At 60.3% G+C, this 17,743-nt stretch carries 14 protein-coding genes and 1 pseudogene; 7 read left to right on the top strand and 8 right to left on the bottom strand.

Going from position 1 to position 17,743, the window contains the following annotated elements:
* Window positions 1–98 precede the first annotated feature (98 nt).
* Entirely contained in the window at window positions 99–1,013 is a 915-nt protein-coding gene (locus ATC00_RS21805; RefSeq protein ID WP_412458412.1) for an MBL fold metallo-hydrolase, read from the top strand.
* Between the two features lie 252 nt (window positions 1,014–1,265).
* On the opposite strand, the gene ATC00_RS21800 is transcribed toward ATC00_RS21805, so the two are convergent.
* From ATC00_RS21800 to ATC00_RS21780, 5 genes are all read right to left on the bottom strand, one after another.
* Complete coding sequence (locus tag ATC00_RS21800) at window positions 1,266–1,958, bottom strand: response regulator transcription factor (protein ID WP_064254404.1); 693 nt, start codon at window positions 1,956–1,958, stop codon at window positions 1,266–1,268.
* Window positions 1,959–1,970: 12 nt separating this feature from the next.
* The gene (locus tag ATC00_RS21795; protein WP_064254403.1) at window positions 1,971–2,333 is read right to left on the bottom strand and encodes a response regulator transcription factor; all 363 of its coding nucleotides are present in this window, start codon (window positions 2,331–2,333) and stop codon (window positions 1,971–1,973) included.
* A gap of 2 nt (window positions 2,334–2,335) precedes the next feature.
* On the bottom strand, window positions 2,336–2,977 hold the full coding sequence (locus tag ATC00_RS21790; protein WP_064254402.1) for a response regulator transcription factor: 642 nt from the start codon (window positions 2,975–2,977) through the stop codon (window positions 2,336–2,338).
* The gene (locus ATC00_RS21785; RefSeq protein WP_064254401.1) at window positions 2,974–6,975 is read right to left on the bottom strand and encodes a PAS domain-containing protein; all 4,002 of its coding nucleotides are present in this window, start codon (window positions 6,973–6,975) and stop codon (window positions 2,974–2,976) included. The genes ATC00_RS21790 and ATC00_RS21785 overlap by 4 nt, the downstream gene beginning before the upstream one ends.
* 394 nt (window positions 6,976–7,369) lie before the next feature.
* Complete coding sequence (locus ATC00_RS21780; protein ID WP_064254400.1) at window positions 7,370–7,741, bottom strand: SPW repeat protein; 372 nt, start codon at window positions 7,739–7,741, stop codon at window positions 7,370–7,372.
* A gap of 289 nt (window positions 7,742–8,030) precedes the next feature.
* Here ATC00_RS21780 and ATC00_RS21775 point away from each other — a divergent pair, with 289 nt between their 5' ends.
* The 3 genes from ATC00_RS21775 (at window position 8,031) to ATC00_RS21765 (ending at window position 10,960) form a co-directional block, all read left to right on the top strand.
* Window positions 8,031–8,561, top strand: coding sequence for a dihydrofolate reductase family protein (locus ATC00_RS21775; RefSeq protein WP_064254399.1), 531 nt, complete (start codon window positions 8,031–8,033; stop codon window positions 8,559–8,561).
* 736 nt (window positions 8,562–9,297) lie between these two features.
* Entirely contained in the window at window positions 9,298–10,272 is a 975-nt protein-coding gene (locus ATC00_RS21770; RefSeq protein ID WP_064254398.1) for a 3'-5' exonuclease, read from the top strand.
* A 109-nt stretch (window positions 10,273–10,381) separates the two neighbouring features.
* Complete coding sequence (locus ATC00_RS21765; RefSeq protein WP_064254397.1) at window positions 10,382–10,960, top strand: hypothetical protein; 579 nt, start codon at window positions 10,382–10,384, stop codon at window positions 10,958–10,960.
* A gap of 139 nt (window positions 10,961–11,099) precedes the next feature.
* Here ATC00_RS21765 and ATC00_RS21760 read toward each other — a convergent pair whose 3' ends face one another.
* A complete protein-coding gene (locus ATC00_RS21760; protein WP_064254396.1) occupies window positions 11,100–11,309 on the bottom strand; it encodes a hypothetical protein in 210 nt (69 codons plus the stop codon).
* Between the two features lie 712 nt (window positions 11,310–12,021).
* On the opposite strand from ATC00_RS21760, the pseudogene ATC00_RS33680 reads away from it, so the two are divergent.
* The 3 genes and pseudogenes from ATC00_RS33680 to ATC00_RS21750 all read left to right on the top strand — a co-directional run.
* Window positions 12,022–12,150: pseudogene (locus tag ATC00_RS33680) on the top strand (transposase); the annotation flags it as partial.
* Window position 12,151: 1 nt separating this feature from the next.
* A partial coding sequence (locus tag ATC00_RS21755; protein WP_234782394.1) for a transposase occupies window positions 12,152–12,444 on the top strand: 293 nt, incomplete at its 5' end.
* 259 nt (window positions 12,445–12,703) lie between these two features.
* A complete protein-coding gene (locus tag ATC00_RS21750) occupies window positions 12,704–13,267 on the top strand; it encodes a hypothetical protein (protein ID WP_064254394.1) in 564 nt (187 codons plus the stop codon).
* A 195-nt stretch (window positions 13,268–13,462) separates the two neighbouring features.
* On the opposite strand, the gene ATC00_RS21745 is transcribed toward ATC00_RS21750, so the two are convergent.
* Both ATC00_RS21745 and ATC00_RS21740 read right to left on the bottom strand, forming a co-directional pair.
* The gene (locus ATC00_RS21745) at window positions 13,463–15,196 is read right to left on the bottom strand and encodes a lysozyme (protein WP_234782393.1); all 1,734 of its coding nucleotides are present in this window, start codon (window positions 15,194–15,196) and stop codon (window positions 13,463–13,465) included.
* Window positions 15,197–15,278: 82 nt separating this feature from the next.
* Complete coding sequence (locus tag ATC00_RS21740) at window positions 15,279–17,402, bottom strand: hypothetical protein (protein ID WP_064254392.1); 2,124 nt, start codon at window positions 17,400–17,402, stop codon at window positions 15,279–15,281.
* Window positions 17,403–17,743: the final 341 nt, after the last annotated feature.

Raw genomic sequence — 17,743 nt, 5'->3', positions numbered from 1 at the left:
CCTAAGGCCCGTGGCCGACACGGCTCGATCACGCAAGAAAGGAGCGCATCATGTCGCAGGTAGAAATAACACCCGTTAACGTTGGTCAGGAGACAAGCATGAGCTTGGACAACGCCTCACACGCTGGTAGATCGGGGCCCGGCGAGCTCGTTCCGTCACGCTACGCGGTGAAGGTCGGCGACATCGACGTGCTGGTGATCAGCGATGGAGTGCTGCCTATACCAACCCCGGTCTTGGCCACCAATGCCGACCCGGCCGTCCGGACGGCCTGGCTGGACGACATGTTCCTGCCGACGGACGTGCTCCATTGGCCGCTGAACGTGGTTCTGCTGCGGAGCGGCGGCCAGACCATACTCGTCGACGCTGGACTAGGGGTGGAGTTTCCGGACTTCCCGCGGGCCGGGCAGACGGTCTCGCGACTGGAGGCGGCCGGGATCGATCTCGCCTCCGTAACCGACGTGGTGCTTACCCACATGCACATGGACCACATCGGCGGGCTGCTCGCCGACGGGGTGAAGGACCGGCTGCGTCCGGACCTGCGGATCCACGTGGCGGCGGCCGAAGTCAAGTTCTGGGAGGCGCCCGATTTTTCGCACGCCTCTATGCCGTCGACGGTGCCGCCCGTGCTTCGGCGGACGGCCAAGCGGTTCATGGCCGAGTACCAGAGCCAGCTGCGGCAGTTCGACGAGGAGTACGAGGTGGCGCCGGGGGTGGTCGTCCATCGCACCGGGGGCCACACCCCCGGGCACAGCGTCGTCCGCCTGGCGTCCGGCGGCGACCGGCTGACATTCGCCGGCGACGCCGTGTTCCAAGTCGGCTTCGACCATCCCGACTGGCACAACGGCTTCGAACACGACCCCGAGGAGGCGGCCCGCGTCCGCGTCCGTCTCTTGCATGAGCTGGCGGCGACCCGCGAGCCGCTGGTGGCCACGCACCTGCCGTTCCCGAGCGTCTGCCATGTGGCGGTCGACGGCGACGTCTTTCGTTGGGTACCGGCCGTTTGGGACCACTGACGGCAGGCCAGCTGGACATGGAAGGCAAAGGACTGGCTGCTTAGCCGCCAAATCGCGCCATTCGCCGTAGCGCATGTGGAGCACACGTTCATCTGGAACCGCTCTGCCGGGCTGATCCCCGGCAGAGCGGTTCCTGGTTAGTCTAAGGCTAATGCATGTCGCCGAAACGTGTGCAGCGGTTTTGCGCTGACGACGTGCACAATAACATAGACCTAAAGCGCGCCGCGTGCATACGTTTGAACGCGACGCGCGTCAGCGGGCGCCGGCCTGGCGCATTTGTGCCGGCAATGTCTCAAAGGCCCGGATCAATTCGCCGACGGACGCCGCTCCCATCTTGTGCATGACGCTGCTGCGATGCGCCTTCACCGTCACTTCACTAATGCCGAGATCGAAGGCGATCTGCTTGTTGAGGCGTCCGCGCGCCACTTCGTAGAGAACCTCGCGCTCGCGCTGCGTCAGCGTCTCGAGACGTTCGACGTTGAGCCGGGAAATCGCCGCTGCGGCACGCCGCTCGGCGTCCATCGCAATGCCCGCAGTGATCGCGTCAAGCAGCGTTTGGTCCCGCACCGGTTTGGTGAGAAAATCCACCGCACCGGCCTTCATCGCCTCGACGGTCATCGGGATGTCGCCATGCCCGGTCAGGAAGATGATCGGCTTCGGGTTGCCGTTATCGGCCAGATGGCGCTGAAGATGGAGGCCGCTCTCTCCCGGCATGCGCACATCGAGGATCAAACAGCCGGGGGCGTCCAACAGACCGGCGTCAAGCAATTGGCGAATCGAGGCAAAGCTGACCGGCCGGAAACCGGCCGACAGGATCAGTTCCGACAGTGCCGCGCGAACCGATGCGTCGTCGTCGACAATGATGACGAGCGGCTCATCCTCTTCACTCCTATGCCGTGGTGACGACGACGACGTTCTCCGCGGGAAAGGCTGGCCTACTCCCATGACACCCTCCTTCTACTTGTCTAGAGCAATGGCGATGGCCGTGAGCAGGGCCTGTGCGTCGAAGGGCTTGCGGAAGAACCCGCTAATGCCTCGAGCGCGGCCCTGATCCGCTATCTCGTGGCGGCCCGTTATCAGAAATACCGGCAGTTCGGGACGTGACGTCCTTACAAGGTCACGAAGCTCCAAACCGTCCATTCCAGGCATTCCGATATCGGTGATGAGGACGTCCAGGTCCGACAGCCCATTGGCGAGCAACGATCCCGCCGACGGGAAGCTGCGGGCCACATAGCCGGCGGATTCCAGAAGGTCGCTCACCGATTCAAGTAGTCTTGCATCGTCATCGACAATTGCGACGACCGGTCTTTTCTTGTTCATGCTCAATTCCCTCCCACTCGACGGGAGTGGGTGATCGGTATTTCCAGCCTCTCCGCGATACGCACGAGATCGGCGAGCGAGGCTGCGGCCATTTTGTGCATCACGTTTCTTCTGTGTATTTGCAGCGTGACCTCGCTGATGCCTAATTCGGCGGCAGCCTGCTTGTTGAGGAGACCGCTCACGACGAGCGGCAAAACCTCGCGCTCACGCGGCGTCAGCTCGCGATAGCGTTGTCCGAGAAGGCTGAGCTCCGCGCGTTCCGCTCTCTTGTCCCGATCTTCAGCGATCGCAGCACCAATTGCGGCCATGAGGTCCGCATCGCTGAAGGGCTTGGTCAGGAAATCCACCGCGCCGCGCTTGATCGCACGCACTGAAGAAGGAATGTCGCCGTGACCGGTAATGAACACGATCGGCGGATGATCGCCTTCCGCGATCTGCCTCTGAAGATCGAGGCCGTTGATATCCGGCAATTCGATATCGAGAATGAGGCAGGCGGGGACATCCGGCTTGTCCGCGCTCACGTACTCGCCGGCAGATCCGAAGGCGATAGCGCGCATGCCGTGTGAGTCCAGGAGGTCGCTCAGCGCCTCGCGGAGGCGTGCATCGTCATCGACGATGAAGACAACCTGATCATCACTCGTCATGGCGCTGCCTTCGCTTCAACCGGCAAGGTGAAGATGAACGTCGCTCCATTCGGCTCGTTCTTCTCCGCCCATAATCGTCCGCCGTGCAACTCGACGATCGAGCGGCAGATCGCCAATCCCATGCCCATGCCGTCTGCTTTTGTCGTGAAGAACGGCTCGAATATCCTGTCGGGAAATTCAATGCCCGGGCCGCGATCGCTGATTTCCGTCTGAATCACCTCCCCGGTATGGTGCGCACGCATGCCAAGCACCCTGTCGCCCGCAACAGAGCCCATTGCCTCCATGCCGTTGCGAATGAGATTGATCAGAACCTGCTGGATCTGGACATGATCGATTGCGATCGGCGGAAGGTCGCCATCGATCTTCAAGTCGATCCGAACGCGCCGCCGCACCGCCTCATCGGCCAGAAAGTTGCGGACCTCGCCGATCACGCTGGCAAGCGCAGTATTGATCCTCGTCCCTATGGATTGCTTGAACAAGGCGCGAATGCGGCTGACGACGTCGGCCGCCGAATTGGCATCCCGGACGATGCGCTCCACCGTCCGCTGCGCGCGTTCGATATTCGGCGGTGCGGCCGTGAGCCAACGCTGGCAGGCGTGCGAGTTTGCCACAACCGCGGCCAGGGGCTGGTTAACCTCGTGCGCTATGGAAGCCGAAAGCTCTGAGAGGCTGGCAGCCTGACTTGCGCGCGCCAGACTCTCCTGCGCGAGGCGCAACTTTTCCTCGGCCCGAACTTCGCCGTCGATATCCAGGCATATGACATTCCACTGAACGATCGTGCCCTCGGCATTGCGCATCGGCGCGGCACGCGTTTCGACCCAGCGATATTCGCCATCAAACCGCCGCAGGCGGTGCCTTCGTGCATAGGGCTCGCCCGTTGCCAGCGAATGGGCATAGTTCTCCTTGACACCATCGACCTCGTCTGGATGAACGCCGGCATCGAGCGTGCCCTCCAATCGGGATTTCCCCGTTCCGTCGAGCTCTTCGAGCTTATATCCAAGGAAGTCACGGAGCTGCGGGTTGCGGTATACCGGCTCCCCATCCGGAGCGGCGCAATCGATCATTGCAGGCAGCGTCTCAACGATCTGCCAGAGGGAGCGTTCTCTTTCGCGCAGCGCCTCCTCGACGCGCAGCTGATCGTCAATGTCATGTGAGAGGCCGTACCACTGGACGATGCGTCCGCTCTGATCCCTGAGCGGCTCTGCGCCGCCTTGCACCCAGCGATAGACACCATCGGCACGCCGAAGGCGATATTGCTTGGAGAAGCGCTCGCCGGTGACGAAGGAATAGTCCAGCGCCTCCCAAAGGTCCACCGCATCCTCCGGGTGGACGGCGGCTTCCATAAAGGCTTCCAGTCGGCTCACGCCCGGTTTCTCCAGGTCCTCAAGATCGAGGCCAAGGAAATTTATCACGCGTCTGTTGAGGAAGGTCGGTTCGCCGTCTGGACTGAGGCGCCAGAGGAGACTTGGGACCATGTCTACGAGCTGGGAGAGCTCGCGCTCACGATCCCGCAGAGCCTCCTGTGCCCGCATCTCGTCGTCTATGTCGACGGAAATGACGTACCATTGCACGATCGCTCCGCTTTGATCTCGCAGCGGTTCCGCGCGACCATCGACCCAGCGATAGACGCCGTCTTGACGGCGCATGCGATATTTCATCGAGAAGGGATCTCCGGTCACGAGCGAACGACGGACCGTCTCGAGCAGATTTCTTGCGTCCTCTGGATGAATGAGGGTCTGTATGACGGCGGTGAGCCGGCTCGTGCCCGGCTTGTCCATATCACCGACATCCACACCGAAAAAATCGATCAGGCGCTTGTTGAAGAAGATCGGCTCGCCTTCGGGCGTCAGTCGCCTGATATGAACCGGGACCATGTCTACGAGCTGCGACAGCTCGCGCTCTCGTTCGCGCAGTGCCTCCTGCGCACGCACCTCATCGTCTATGTCGATAGCAACCGCGTACCATTGCACGATCGTTCCGCCATGGTCGCGCAGCGGCTCGGCGCGGCCCTCCATCCAGCGATACTCGCCGTCCGAACGACGCAGACGATATTTCCTGGAGAAGCTCTCGCCAGTGACGAGGCAGCGGCTGAGTTCGTCCCCGAACTCTGTTGCGTCGTCCGGATGGACGGCCGCCGCGATTGCGGCCGCCAGCCGGGTCACTCCCGGCTTGTCCATATCCGCTACGTCCAGGCCGAGAAAATCGCTCAAGCGCTTATTGAAGAAGGTCGGCTCGCCCTCGGGCGTCATACACGCAATGGCGATCGGAACCACGTCGACAAGCAGCGCGAGCTGCCGCTCGCTTCGCCGCAGTGCTTCCTCGGCATGCATCTGATCATCAATATCGTGGCACAGGCCGCACCATTGGACGATCTTCCCGGCCTGATCGCGCATTGGTTCGGCCCGGCTCGACATCCAATGATAGGTGCCCGCGGCACTGCGCAGCCGATACCGCATGGTGAAGCTCTCGCCGGTGCCGAGGCACCGTCTGAGCGCCGTCCTGAACTCAGCTGTGTCATCGGGGTGGACGACGGTCTCTATGAGTGCCTCCAGGCGGCTCATGCCGGGCTTGTCCGTATCGGCTACCCGAAGGCCAAGGTAGTCGATCATTCGCTGGTTGAAAAAGGTCGGCTCGCCGTCGGGTGCCAGGCGCCAGACGTGGCTCGGAACCATGTTCACAAGCTGCGAGAGCTCCCGCTCGCGGTCTTGCAATGCCTGCTGCGCCTTCATCATGTCCTCGATGTCGACGGACACGCCGTACCACTGGACGATCGCGCCGGTTTCGTCACGCAATGGTTCCGCGCGGCTCTCCACCCACCGATGAGGACCGTTGGCGCGGCGCTGACGATATCTCCACAGGAAGGGTGCGCCCGTCTCGAACGAGCGTGCGAACACTTCATCCATCGCGATCCGATCGTCCGGATGGACGACACTCAGCGATCGCGAGCCATCGGGCGCGATCAAATCCGTAAGGGTGATGCCGGTGACATCGGTCACCCGCTTGTTCAGGTAACACGGTATTCCTTGTGGCGTCGTACACCAGATGAGAGCGGGCACGGCGTCGATCAGCTGCTGAAGTTGGCGCTCGCTCTGGCGCACTGTGAGCAGCGCCAGCTGATGCTGCCGGGATATGGCGGCGACGATCAGCGCCGACAATGCCGAGATGGCCAGGAAAAGCTGCAGCATGATGTGCTTCTGCCTCTGGGACTCGGGATCTCCCGCAAATTGGCTGGACCCGGATATCGTGAACATCAGCGTGATGAGAGCAAGAAGGGTCAGGCTGACTGCGGCGCCTTTGAAATCGAACCGCACCGCGGCCCAAAGAAGAGGCGGCATGACGATGTAGGCGAAGGGCAGGTAGCCGCTGAGTGAAAGGCCCGCGACACAGAGAAGGATCAGCCCCAGGGCGCAGGCTTCCATCCATTGCGAAGTCGACAGCCGCGGCTCGCCATGCCAGCTATTGAACATGACCAGCACCAGCGGCGCCACGATCAGGACTCCGGTGGCGTCTCCGATCCACCAAAGAGGCCAGGCCGTTGTGAAGGATTGCGATTGTATGGCAAACCACGCGAGTGTCGCACTCCCGACGGTCGCGCCCACGACAGGTGCGATTCCGGCACCGAGCACGACGAATGCGAGAACTTCTTGCAGCGTTTCCAGCCGGACCGGCCGCCTTAGCACGCGGTTCACCAGCCATGCCCCGGCCGCTGCTTCGAGTGCGTTGGCAATATATATGAGAAAGGCCGCGGCGAGAGGGCTGTGGAACCATAGGGCATTGCTGAACAGTTCAGCCAGGCAGCCGCTGAGCACCCACCAGGGCCAGCTGGAAGGCGGGGTGAGAACAAGCGTCGCCATGAACAGCCCGCCCGGTGGCCAAATGGAAACACCTGTCCCGGGTACAATTGCGAGCGACTGAGCGAAGGCGCAGCCCAGCACATAGGCCGCGAAAAACAGCCCCAGGTGAGAGAATTTGGGGCGGTGCGACCACACTCTCATCATCAGCTGCTCCTGCCGGACAAACTCAGGCGATCGTCAGCGCGTACAGCACGTGTTCTCGATATGGGCTGGCGAACTCGTCTCGACACCGTAAACCCGCCGCGCCACAGCGGCAATTCATGGAAATCCATACATTGCACAGACGTCGGCGTTACGCCGAATTCGTGGAAAGTTGGATTAGGCGGCGTTGAGGCGGAGGCTGCTACAAGCGCCATTCCTGCTTACTGGCAGTCGCGGAGAGGCTCGGGGGCGGCCGAGGTCGGATTGCGAGCCGCCATTTGCTGCCCTGAGGTGAGACAGGGCAGCAAGCCGACGGCCTTCTTTTTCCTGAGCTGCTTCACGACGTCTCGACGATCGGTGTTTGCGGTCGACCACATTTCGTAAAATGGCCGCTGCCTCACTCCCCGGGCTTTAGCCTGGTGCTCGAGGGCTTGTCCGTTTGGCGACCGGCAAAAAGCTGGATTGCGGCGATCGTCGCGACGCAAAGCCCAAGCAGGACATGTGTCCACATTGCGACGGACTCTGATCCGAAGCCGAGCAGGAACGGGGCGACCACCGCCCAGCAACCCAAGAGGAGATTGGACCATTCGGCCCAAGCTCCATAACGCGTGAGGGCCACGGCAGAGCAGCACACTATCAACGTGCCCGTGATCCCGGCGTTCCATGCCGCGGCGGGTAGTCCGCCGAACATATATGCAGCGTAGATGAAACATACACCCAGAACGAGATTGCTCCACTCCAGCGACTTACTTGGCACTTCGTTTCTCATCTCTCATCTCCTTTTCATATCGGATTGTGCCGTGGCACTTCCGGGACCGTGTGGTCGGCTAGGAGAATGGAGCAGTCTGGTTCGCTCCTCTATTCTACGCAGGCATCTGTCGGGTGATGCCAAAGTCGGGAGCGGCTCGGCCCTTGGATATCGGTGGTTATCCGGGCGCTCGGGGGAGAGAGAAGCCGTGTTGCTTTCGTTAAGCGGTGCGAAGCGTGTGCTCCAATCTAACTTACACGTGATGCCGCCTCAAGCTATTCTGAAGCACCACAGATGGAGATTGTATAGAATGGCGAAGCTCATCTTTGGAATGAACCAATCGCTGGACGGCTATGTCGACCACCAGGAATTTGCACCCGGCCCCGCGCTCTTTCGTCACTGGATAGAGCATGTGCGTGAGCTCACCGGCAGCGTGTACGGTCGCCGGATGTACGAGATCATGCGCTATTGGGACGAAGACCGTCCTGAGTGGAGCGCGGAAGAACGCGAGTTCGCCGCGGCGTGGCGGCGCCAACCGAAGTGGATTGTGTCCCGCTCGTTGAAGTCGGTCGGCCCCAACGCCACGCTTATCGAGGATGGCATCGCGGCGGTGATCCGTGAGCTGAAGGCTCGGCTTCCTGGGGAGATTGCCGTCGCCGGACCAAACCTGGCGCAAAGCCTGACCGACCTTGGTCTTGTTGATGAATATCGCCTCTACTTCCACCCCGTCGTGGTTGGTCGCGGCACGCCCTTCTTCGCCGGCCCCCGGCCGCCGCTGCGCCTTGTGGCCAACGATCTGGTTGGCGAGGACGTGATCAAGCTGACCTATGTCCCTGCCTGATCGCGCAATTCGCCCGACAGCATCAGGTCAGCTGGGGGAAGGGGTAATAAATAAGCAAGGTCGGGCGCGGCGGCTAGCGACGTTGAGTTCCTCTAGTGACGAAAGTTGCCGCGTCCAGGTCGCTGAAAGGATTGGGACGGCATCAAAGGTCGCCAAACAATATCGGATTGAGAAGTTCTGGCCGCCTGCACTTGAAAACCAAAGGTCTTTGTAGATTGCAGCGGCCGTCTCGTCTGGCGAGCGATCCCCGGTCAGCCGGACCGTTACCGCGATCTCTGCCGCAGGCTCGGGATCGGCATGCTCGGCATTTTGGATGCCGGCGACGTCAGTGTTATCGTCGGCTCCGTCTCGCTGATGCCGCGAACCAATCCGAAACGGCGCTCGAAGCTAATGCTTGCCGGGCGAAGTGTCCGATCTTATCCAGCAGACTTATTCCTCGTTGAGCGGCACGATCCGGCTTGTCAGCTCCGGCTTCCGCTCCTCATCGCTCGAACGTGATTCGCTCAACACTGCCTCCTCTGTCTTCCTCCCGCTCAGACCAGTTCGCTCAACATGCAGGTACTTCGGCTGGAGGAAGGCGGTGCCGGCGGGTGTGTTTTTGACAGATTTCAGGGCATTTTGGCTTGTGTGGCCCGTTCAACGACCTCCTTCGCATTGCCAGACTACAACTCGGTTTCTATCCTGACGAATGACCCGCACCCGGCGGTGCGCCGAAGCCCGAGGACACTGGAGGCCGATGGCATCTCAGCTAGACATGTTTCCCTCGCCGCGTGAGGTCGATGATGTCGTTGTGAAGCTGCGACGGCCCTTGAGGCTGCGCGAGCCGAGACACCTTGATGACGAGAGCATGGCCCGGCTTCTGGAGGAGAGCGGCAGTTATCGCGTGCTGCGCAAGCTTGTCGCCCGCCAGATCGTCGACAAGCCGCGGCCGGGATTTCCTCGCCATGGAGTAGTCGTTGACACCGAGACGACGGGCCTCGACCACAGCAAGGACGAGATCATTGAAATCGGCGCAGTTGCGTTCACCTTTAACGACGAGGGCCATATCGGCGACGTCACGGGTGTCTATGGCGGCCTGCAGCAACCGACCGCCTCGATCCACCCTGACATCACCCGCCTCACAGGGATCACCGACGAGATGGTTGCGGGGCAGATGATCGATGTCGGGCTGCTTCGCGCCTTGGTCGATCCCGCCGACCTGGTGATCGCCCACAATGCCAGCTTCGATCGGCCGTTCTGCGAGGCATTCTCTAGCCTGTTCTCAGGCAAGGCATGGGCCTGTTCCGTCAAGGAAGTCGATTGGTCGGCGCGCGGTTTCGATGGCACCAAGCTCGGCTATCTGATTGGTCAAAGTGGTTACTTCCACGACGGCCATCGGGCGGTCGAAGACTGTTTTGCTCTGCTCGAGGTGCTCGCCGGCGCCGGTGGGGCGACGGAGCCAAGCGCTTTTGCGGAACTGCTCGAGACAAGCCAGCGCTCGCGCGTGCGTATCTACGCCGAACACAGCCCCTTCGACATGAAGGATCATCTGAAGGCTCGGGGATACCGCTGGTCGGATGGCAGTGAAGGTCGTCCGAAATCCTGGTGGACCGAGATCGACGAGGGGGAGCTCGCCACGGAGCTCGCTTTCCTGAGATCAGAGATCTACCGGTGGGAAGAGGCCGACCCACCCATCAAAAGACTGACCGCGTTTGATCGGTACAAGGCTTGATGGGGATGGCTTTACCGCGCAGGCTCGGACACCGGTTCTTGTTGAAAGCCGATCTTCATTGTGAAGTCAGCGGGCTACCACAGTCCGGCTTGCTCAAGGTTGGAATACTATGAAAGCACCGTGGAAATTTCTTACCGAATTGACGTCGCGGCGATCGGCGAAAGCGCAACAGAGTGCGATTGGGAATGACCCCGATCCCAAGGCGCCCGAGAGCGAATTGGTTCATACGCCTGCACTTCCGCCCAATTCGCCGGTTTCTGCCAGCCCACCTGCTCACGATGAGGACCTCCCGGCTGACCAAGGGCCGGTCGCATCGGCTCCGGCGAAAGGAGACGAAGATTTCGCGCCGGAACTAAACCCGCCGATCGATACTGATGAGGATCAAGCACCTGCGCGTCATGAAGCTGACAATTCGGGTGCAGAAGCGAGATCGTTGGTGCCGCAACGCAAACCGCGGGTCAAGCATCGAGAACGAGGGAAGAGGGCCAAATCTCACGTGGCTGTGCAGAGCGCTGCCGCCGCAAAGGACCATCGAAGCGTGCAACCCCCGTCTTCACGGGATTCGTTCTTCCATGAAGTGACAATAATCGATGAAGAAATTCAAATGTTGAGGACCCAACTCGCTCAAAAGCTTCATCTGCAGAACATTCAGCTTAAGAAGATGCTTGAGCGATTCGGCGTTTCGTGAGCTGGGGCAGCGGCCCAATTTAAGCGCGCACTTGCGTCATCGTTGCTCGGCGGCAAAACGCTCGCCGCCATACGAGTTCGAGAGCCTGCTAAGCAGTCGGCCATCAAGCGAACGCGCCAAGGTTATTTGCCGCTGCGCCTCAGGACAACCCAGCCACAATACTTAAGCCCAGGTCGTCGCGAATCCCTGCTTGATAAGCCTTGATCAGCTTTGCGGCGAGCGCTTCAGCTTCTTCGGACTTGCGTGACAAAGCTCGCCTTTGCAGCTCGTCTTGGAAGGCCTTTCCGATCAACTCCAACTCGGCAGGCCCGATTGGATCGAAACTCAAGGTGTGAGCTGAATTCATCATTCCCTCTGCCTCCGCCAGTACGATGTGACGGAATACCCTTTGTGCCCCTGCGTTTCGGTGTGATTTGAAAGTGTGCAGTTTCGCTGGAGATCTATCGAAAGTGAGCGGTCCTTAAGGCGGGACCATCCGTGTCGGTCCACTTCAGTGCCGCCATGGCGGAACCGAACAGGAGAGCAGGTATCGCCAGAGCCCCCATGAACCTGAGCATTTGAAGCCGACGCGTGCGCTTTCCATCCCAATCGTATGCCATTTGCCACACCCTTGAAGGCAAGTCGAAAATAGTACGGCAGGATAGAACCAGAGAACGATCTTCTGGTCGAGTCTATTTTCTAGTACTACTTATCAACGAATTTCATCGGGCGGATCTATATTACGGGTCTCACGGGACGGTAGAAATTTAGAAGTAGAGCTGGTCAAGCATTGAAGCAGATCGCCTTGGCCATGGCGGGCCTGTCTCACCATACTGCAATACAGTTCGCGCTCGCAACGAACCTGCGCCAAAGTGCACGGGTCGCCACGATCAATCGGGGACCGTGGTGACCAGGCCGCCGGGTACTTGAGGTAAGAGCTTATAACCTTTCCCCGGTAGATCGTCCGGGCTCCAAGCACAAGCCCAACATCAACTATCCGTAAAGCAGGACTTTAACGGTTGTGTTGACTCTGTAGTGCACTCAGCAGAAAACAGGTGATGACCAAAAGGAGGGAATTGCTGATGGCTGACGAGAGTAATACGGGACCGATTGCTCAGACCGTAGCGACGGACGCAGAAGTGAAAGCACCAACGGCTAAGAAGCAGAGGTCGCCACGGCGTCCGAAGGCGGCTGCCGAACCGGTGCAAGCGNATCAAGAGAAGAGCGAGAAGCTCAAGCTGATCGAGAGGCAAGTCACCGAAGGCAGCACGCTTAAGGACGCTATCAAGAGCGCCGCCATATCGGAGCAGACCTACTATCAGTGGAAAGGTGCTGCCAAGCCCGTGGATAAAAAGGCCACGAAGGGCACCAAGCCCGGTCCGGCCGGCGACGAGTTGGCAGATCTTGTCCAGCTCGAAGAGGAAAACCAGCGGCTCCGCAAACAACTGTCGGAAAAATTGCGAGCGGAAAATGCCGAACTGCGCAAGAGGCTCGGTCTGAACTAATCATGACCGCGAATGCGCGGGGCGACAGTTTCTTTTGCGTCCCCCGTGTCACGCCAGATGCTTGAATTTGCCCCCAGTTGACCTTGTGGGGGCAAACAAGCCCCTGCTGTTTCCCCCGCTCTTTCCGGGTGAATGCACGCCGGCTGTGTGGTCGGCGAGGAGTTGCCGTGCGCGGGGAAGGGCTGTATTGGTGCGCAAGCAGGGATGCAGCGGCGCCAATCGGCGTTGCTTTCACGGTTTACTTGGGATCAAAAAGTAGATGAAGACGCCACAACGGAGATTCGTTGTTGAATTCAAGTCGGGGCGACGACAGTCCAAAGGCCAAACAAACTCAATCTGGGGCGACACAGATCTCAAGGCTTTGGCCCGCGAGGTGGAACAGAAGGCGCCGCATCTGTTCAATTCACATGAGGCACCCGCAACCCCTAATCCGGCTCAAATCACGCCGGCTGATCCGGTAAGTGCAGCTTCTGGCATAGAACGCGTCGGCACGGAGGCTGAAATGCCGGAGCAGCATGAGGCCGATCGTCCGGCCGCCGAAGCTGTTGTGCAAGTGCAGGAGAGCCAGCGCCGTCGAGCGACAGCAACGGGCACTCCTCGAAAGCGCACCAAGCGTGCCCCCGCCCAGGCGACCCTGCATCGCTCGATAAGGGCACTTGAGGATGAAAGCGGACAGCCCCAGGCTGCCACGGATCCGATCCCGTTCGACGGGCTAGCCACCCTTGATGCTGAAAACAAGCGGCTCAAGAGGCTGTTGGTCGAACAACTCCAGGCACAGAACCTGCAGCTCAAGAAGATGCTCGAGCGGTTTGACGCCACCTGAATAGACAGCAACTTCAGGCCGGTCGAAGGTGCAACTGCCGCGCGTGACCGCATGTCGGCATCACATCTGGCAAGTCTAAAGACGCTTCCGTGCCGCGGACAAGGAGTGGTATCGGCGCTGAGCCCCCGAAAAATCTCTTGGCCGCCGTCGAGTTCGCCACAACAATCACTCGGTGGGTCTGATCGAGCCCGGAACTTAGGCAATGGTCTTACCCGGAGCCACAAGTCCGCTCCGCAGCGCCCTCACCCACTTTTCAACTTTGCCCATTGTTCCCCAGCCCGCCACTGCAGCGAAGACCGGGAATGCCGCTGTTACGAGCTCGCTGCCGAGACCACTGCCGGCCTGCGTTGCCGCGCCTGCGGAAGTGCCTGGGTTCGTCACGCTGTCAATCAGCGGACCGGCCACCGCTGTAATCGGTGCCAATTGCGGGAAGAAGATCGGCAGGATTGTTGCCGCGAGCATACCAACGACACCGATCGCGGTCTTGCGACCGTCGAGAGCATGACCGATCGTCTTGCCAAGAGCACCGTTGACCGGCGTCAGCTCGCGGTCGCTGGTCGACGCGAGTGGGTCCGGTTTTCTTCCGTTCAGAATTTCGCCATTGAGTATGGTCGGCTCGGCAATGAGCACCCGCAGGATGTCTTGCAGCCAGATCATGTCGGCTTGGTCCAGCGTCTTGCGCCCGCGCAACATTGCGGCGAGCGTTAAAAACTGTTGCAGCACCTGTGCGGAGTTGAACTCGGCAGGCGTAGGCGAGGGCTGCGCTATGGCGGGCACGGTCGTTTCCTCCTGTGGAACATCTTCCTGATCGACGAGCAAATAATAGAAACTTTCCTGGCCATGCTTCTTCAGCAGGCCGTCCACCAGCGTCTTGAATTCATTCCATTGGTGCGGCGGGACCGTCTGGCAGCCGAGGCTCGAGGTGGACGTGATGCCGCCGCGATGGAGATTGATCCAGAAGCGGCCCGCAGGTGAGTCTGTATCCTCACCTGTCTCGTCGCGGATCACGGCGCAGTTGCTATCCTGGCGAAAGGCCGGATAGGGGCCATTCTTGCGTGAAAACCCATGCGGGCCGGGACGGTACCGGATTGCCTGGCGCGACTTCAATTTGGCAATACCTCGAGCAAACCGGCCGGGATCGGTATTTCCGTTGAAGTTGTGTACGCCGCCCGGTTCGACCACGAATATGGCGTCGTCATAGACGCCTCGATCGTTGGCGCCTTCCTTGCCCATTGTGTTAAGGTAATAGCCACGGACGGCCACCACGGCCACCGCATCGTCTCGTCCCTCCTCGGGAATCAGGTCGTGGAATTTCTGAAGCACGGCCTGCGTGACGGCGGCCGTCTGCTTGGGGCGGTGAAGCGGTAGTAGCTGCGAGATCGGATTGGCCAGCAGTTCTTCGGTGGACTGCTCGTCCTCGGAATTCACTGCACCGTCGAGGAGCGCCTCGATCTGGTCAGCAGTGAAGATCTCCTCCGAACCACCTTTGTTCTCCAGAACACGGACTTTCGGATTGCCGTAATCACCCTTCGAAAACATCACCGTCTCACGCTCGCGGCGGGCGACAAGGCCCTCCAGGACCTTTCCCTTGCTCTTGTTCCAGCGCGCGAACTCGGCTGCAGCGCCGGCCAAGTCTCCGCTGTTCAGCTTCCGCGTCAACGTGGCGCTTGAAATCGCACCTGTGTTGAAGTGCCAGGAGACGAGAGCATCGAATTGATGCTGCGAGAGCACGGCTCTGACTGCAGACTGGACCTGGCTTTCTGTCTTGGCGAGATCGTTGCGGTATATGTTTATGGCCTCGGTGAGCGAGATCGCCATTCCGGAGCGGGGGAGCGGGGGACCGGCAGCCGCGGTGTGGCCGGCGCCGATCGTCATAGTGCCCGTGCCGTCGTTATAAGCCGCCAAGACGATCGCCTCTTCGGCAAGCATTGCGCAAATGCCGCGTAGACTTGTCTTCACTTCAGCCTCCCATTCTTGAATGGCCCCTTCAACGTTTATAAAAGCGACACATTTACTTCTGGATCATGCTTTCCGCCACGACCTGCTCGGGCACGAAAACACCGTCTTTGCTGACCCGCGCGATCATAATTGCGGTCGGAGGGCTCCCCGCGCCGGGAAAGATCACCTCGAGCGTGTTGTCTCCTTCCAAATCGTCAACAAGTGTCGGGGTCTGCCGGAGCAGTTCGAGACGCTTCTGCTTCAGGAGTGGTTGCGGTCTGTTGTGGTCATCCTTGGTCGCATTCGGTATCAGCGTCACCGAAGGGATCATTGGCCCGGAGAAGAGACTTTCGGAACAGCGCCCATTGGTTCCGATCTTGAGCGTGGCCAACTCCAGCCCGTAGCCTCCGTTTTCCTCCTTCGCGGCGACGATGCGCGACAAGAGGACGAGGGCTTCGTCGGATCCGACGGAAACCACGATCGGAGGCCTAGCCAGCCACGTGCCTTCGAATTTCGGCTGGCACGCCGCGGTGTTCGCCGCGATCAACGGCGCCTCGCCCGAGTCGTCGTCCCTTAGCCCCGGCAAGCGCCATTGGCGGATCTCCACGCGGCCCATGCCCGTATAGTCGGACTTCCGTATCGCTACCAGTGATTGGCGCTCGCCTGTCCGACCCAAGGCGAAAAGCGGTTCGTCGTTTTCCTGTATGTCGGCGAGCCACACGGAACCGCGCGACCGACCGGTATCGTTCTTGGGCCTTGCGGTCTTGCGCGCGATGCCGATGCGCCGCACAAATGCCTTCGATTCATAGTCCTTGTCCCGTCGCGCCCAGGTCATGAGCGGATCGCGTTCCAGCGGCGACTGGAAAACCAGCGGCGCAGAGACGTAGTTGCGATAGACGTAGTCTTCTTCCTGTTTCTGTCCGGGCGGTTCTTTCGCAAGCTGATCCGTTACTCGCAGGGGTTCCTGTGGCTGGTGCTTGCGCCGCAGCGCCGTACTGATGAGAATGTCGCGAAAACAGGGTGTGTTCGCACCATTTCCGAGGCAACTGTTCGTCTGCAACGCCATCAAGTGAAGCGTATCTGGCACAGGCTGCGCGCCGTGGGCCGCGACGATCTGGGAAAATCCGCCATCGTCAGGACGCCCGGCGTCTCCCACTTCGACTATTGCTATGGTGCTGCGCGCACCGCACGGATCGCTGTTGCCGAGCATCGCATCGGTCATGCCGGCGAGGTAGAGGCAGTTCCAATCCTCTTTGGTCGCCCGCCGCGGAGCAATCGCCAGGATGCGCCCGCCAGTTTCGCTAAGGCCACGTCGCTGCCACCATACGAACCAGTCTTCCTTGTTGCCGCGATGTGTCGTGGCGATGACAATCGGCGCATTGACGATGTAGGACGGATCACCAGGTAGCTTTACGTGGAGTTCGAGCGCACCAAATTTCGCATCTTTGCTTATGGTCGCTACCGAGACGAACATGCCGGAGGGCCGCATCGAGAACTTGTAAAGCGCCTTCAGTCCTTGACGGCCGTGGGGGGCATCCGCAATTCGATATACGGCGTAGGAAAGAGACCGAACCGGATAGGGGTCGAACTCAAAGTAGGTCGAAGCTCTGCCATCAAGTCCAGCCTTGTTTTCGAGACCTTCCGATAGAGCATCCACGTCCGGGTTCAGCGGCCGGAATGAATCACTGCCGCCGGCGCGAACGCCGAGGGTCACGAGCCTGGCATCGCGGATGCATTTGCTTTGTTTGGCCTCCATGTCACTTCCAGGTTCCCGCCTCTCGATGAAGTAGCAAAGCCGAAATGCGTGCTCCTGGAGCAGGAAGTCGCAATCGGCTTGGGTGTAGCCATAGGTGGCCGCACCGTGCCTGTAGCAGTAATCGTGCGTGGCACAGGCCTGCCGCATCTGAAGGCCGATTGCTTCGCGACCTTCTCTTTGGGGAAAGGCGAGGTCGGCCAAAAGTCTGGGCAGGCTGCAACTCAACCCTTCTCCCCGTCCGCCGATGATCTGGATATCCGCAGAGGAAAAAGGGATCTGACCAGAAGTGGGTGGCATCTCCTTTTCCGTCGGCATGGCGGCGTTCGCCAGCACCTTATCAGCCAGCAAGCGCCCAAAAACGTCCATGCGTATGAAGATGGCCGAAACGGCGAGACAGACCAGAAATCCGATGGTAGCCATGAGCAGATAGACGCGGCGCATTGACCCGTACCCCCTCCATGCTCCGACTTACCATGACATCGTCGCATGCGCTGTTTCATTAGGAACATCTGAAATATACAGGCGAGAGATTTCAGCCGAGGACGTCGACCGCGGCCATGGATCGCAGCTCTGGATTGCGGGTTTCATCGCCACTTAGGCCAGGGCCTGGGCCCTCCGCTTCCTTTGCGACAGTGGTTCTATCGCTCAGGCCCTTCAATCTTCTCTCAATGCCGGCATGAAGGAACGCGAGCGACTGCGCAGTTCTGGCAAGGACGACGACTGGCGTGAGCCATCGGCGAGGGCTTTGCCGTTGCGAAGAAGAAGCGCGGCCTTCTGAAGCG

Source organism: Sinorhizobium americanum (assembly GCF_001651855.1).
Lineage (GTDB): Bacteria > Pseudomonadota > Alphaproteobacteria > Rhizobiales > Rhizobiaceae > Sinorhizobium > Sinorhizobium americanum.
The sequence above is the reverse complement of the archived record's forward strand: the minus strand, read 5'-3'. Positions and strand labels throughout refer to the sequence as shown.

Excerpts from the sequence above, each read along its gene's own strand:
- ATC00_RS21805 (WP_412458412.1), top strand. The coding sequence starts at position 99 with ATGAGCTTGGACAACGCCTCACACGCTGGTAGATCGGGGCCCGGCGAG.
- ATC00_RS21800 (WP_064254404.1), bottom strand. The coding sequence starts at position 1,958 with ATGGGAGTAGGCCAGCCTTTCCCGCGGAGAACGTCGTCGTCGTCACCA.
- ATC00_RS21795 (WP_064254403.1), bottom strand. The coding sequence starts at position 2,333 with ATGAACAAGAAAAGACCGGTCGTCGCAATTGTCGATGACGATGCAAGA.
- ATC00_RS21790 (WP_064254402.1), bottom strand. The coding sequence starts at position 2,977 with ATGACGAGTGATGATCAGGTTGTCTTCATCGTCGATGACGATGCACGC.
- ATC00_RS21785 (WP_064254401.1), bottom strand. The coding sequence starts at position 6,975 with ATGATGAGAGTGTGGTCGCACCGCCCCAAATTCTCTCACCTGGGGCTG.
- ATC00_RS21780 (WP_064254400.1), bottom strand. The coding sequence starts at position 7,741 with ATGAGAAACGAAGTGCCAAGTAAGTCGCTGGAGTGGAGCAATCTCGTT.
- ATC00_RS21775 (WP_064254399.1), top strand. The coding sequence starts at position 8,031 with ATGGCGAAGCTCATCTTTGGAATGAACCAATCGCTGGACGGCTATGTC.
- ATC00_RS21770 (WP_064254398.1), top strand. The coding sequence starts at position 9,298 with ATGGCATCTCAGCTAGACATGTTTCCCTCGCCGCGTGAGGTCGATGAT.
- ATC00_RS21765 (WP_064254397.1), top strand. The coding sequence starts at position 10,382 with ATGAAAGCACCGTGGAAATTTCTTACCGAATTGACGTCGCGGCGATCG.
- ATC00_RS21760 (WP_064254396.1), bottom strand. The coding sequence starts at position 11,309 with ATGATGAATTCAGCTCACACCTTGAGTTTCGATCCAATCGGGCCTGCC.
- ATC00_RS21750 (WP_064254394.1), top strand. The coding sequence starts at position 12,704 with ATGAAGACGCCACAACGGAGATTCGTTGTTGAATTCAAGTCGGGGCGA.
- ATC00_RS21745 (WP_234782393.1), bottom strand. The coding sequence starts at position 15,196 with ATGCTTGCCGAAGAGGCGATCGTCTTGGCGGCTTATAACGACGGCACG.
- ATC00_RS21740 (WP_064254392.1), bottom strand. The coding sequence starts at position 17,402 with ATGCGCCGCGTCTATCTGCTCATGGCTACCATCGGATTTCTGGTCTGT.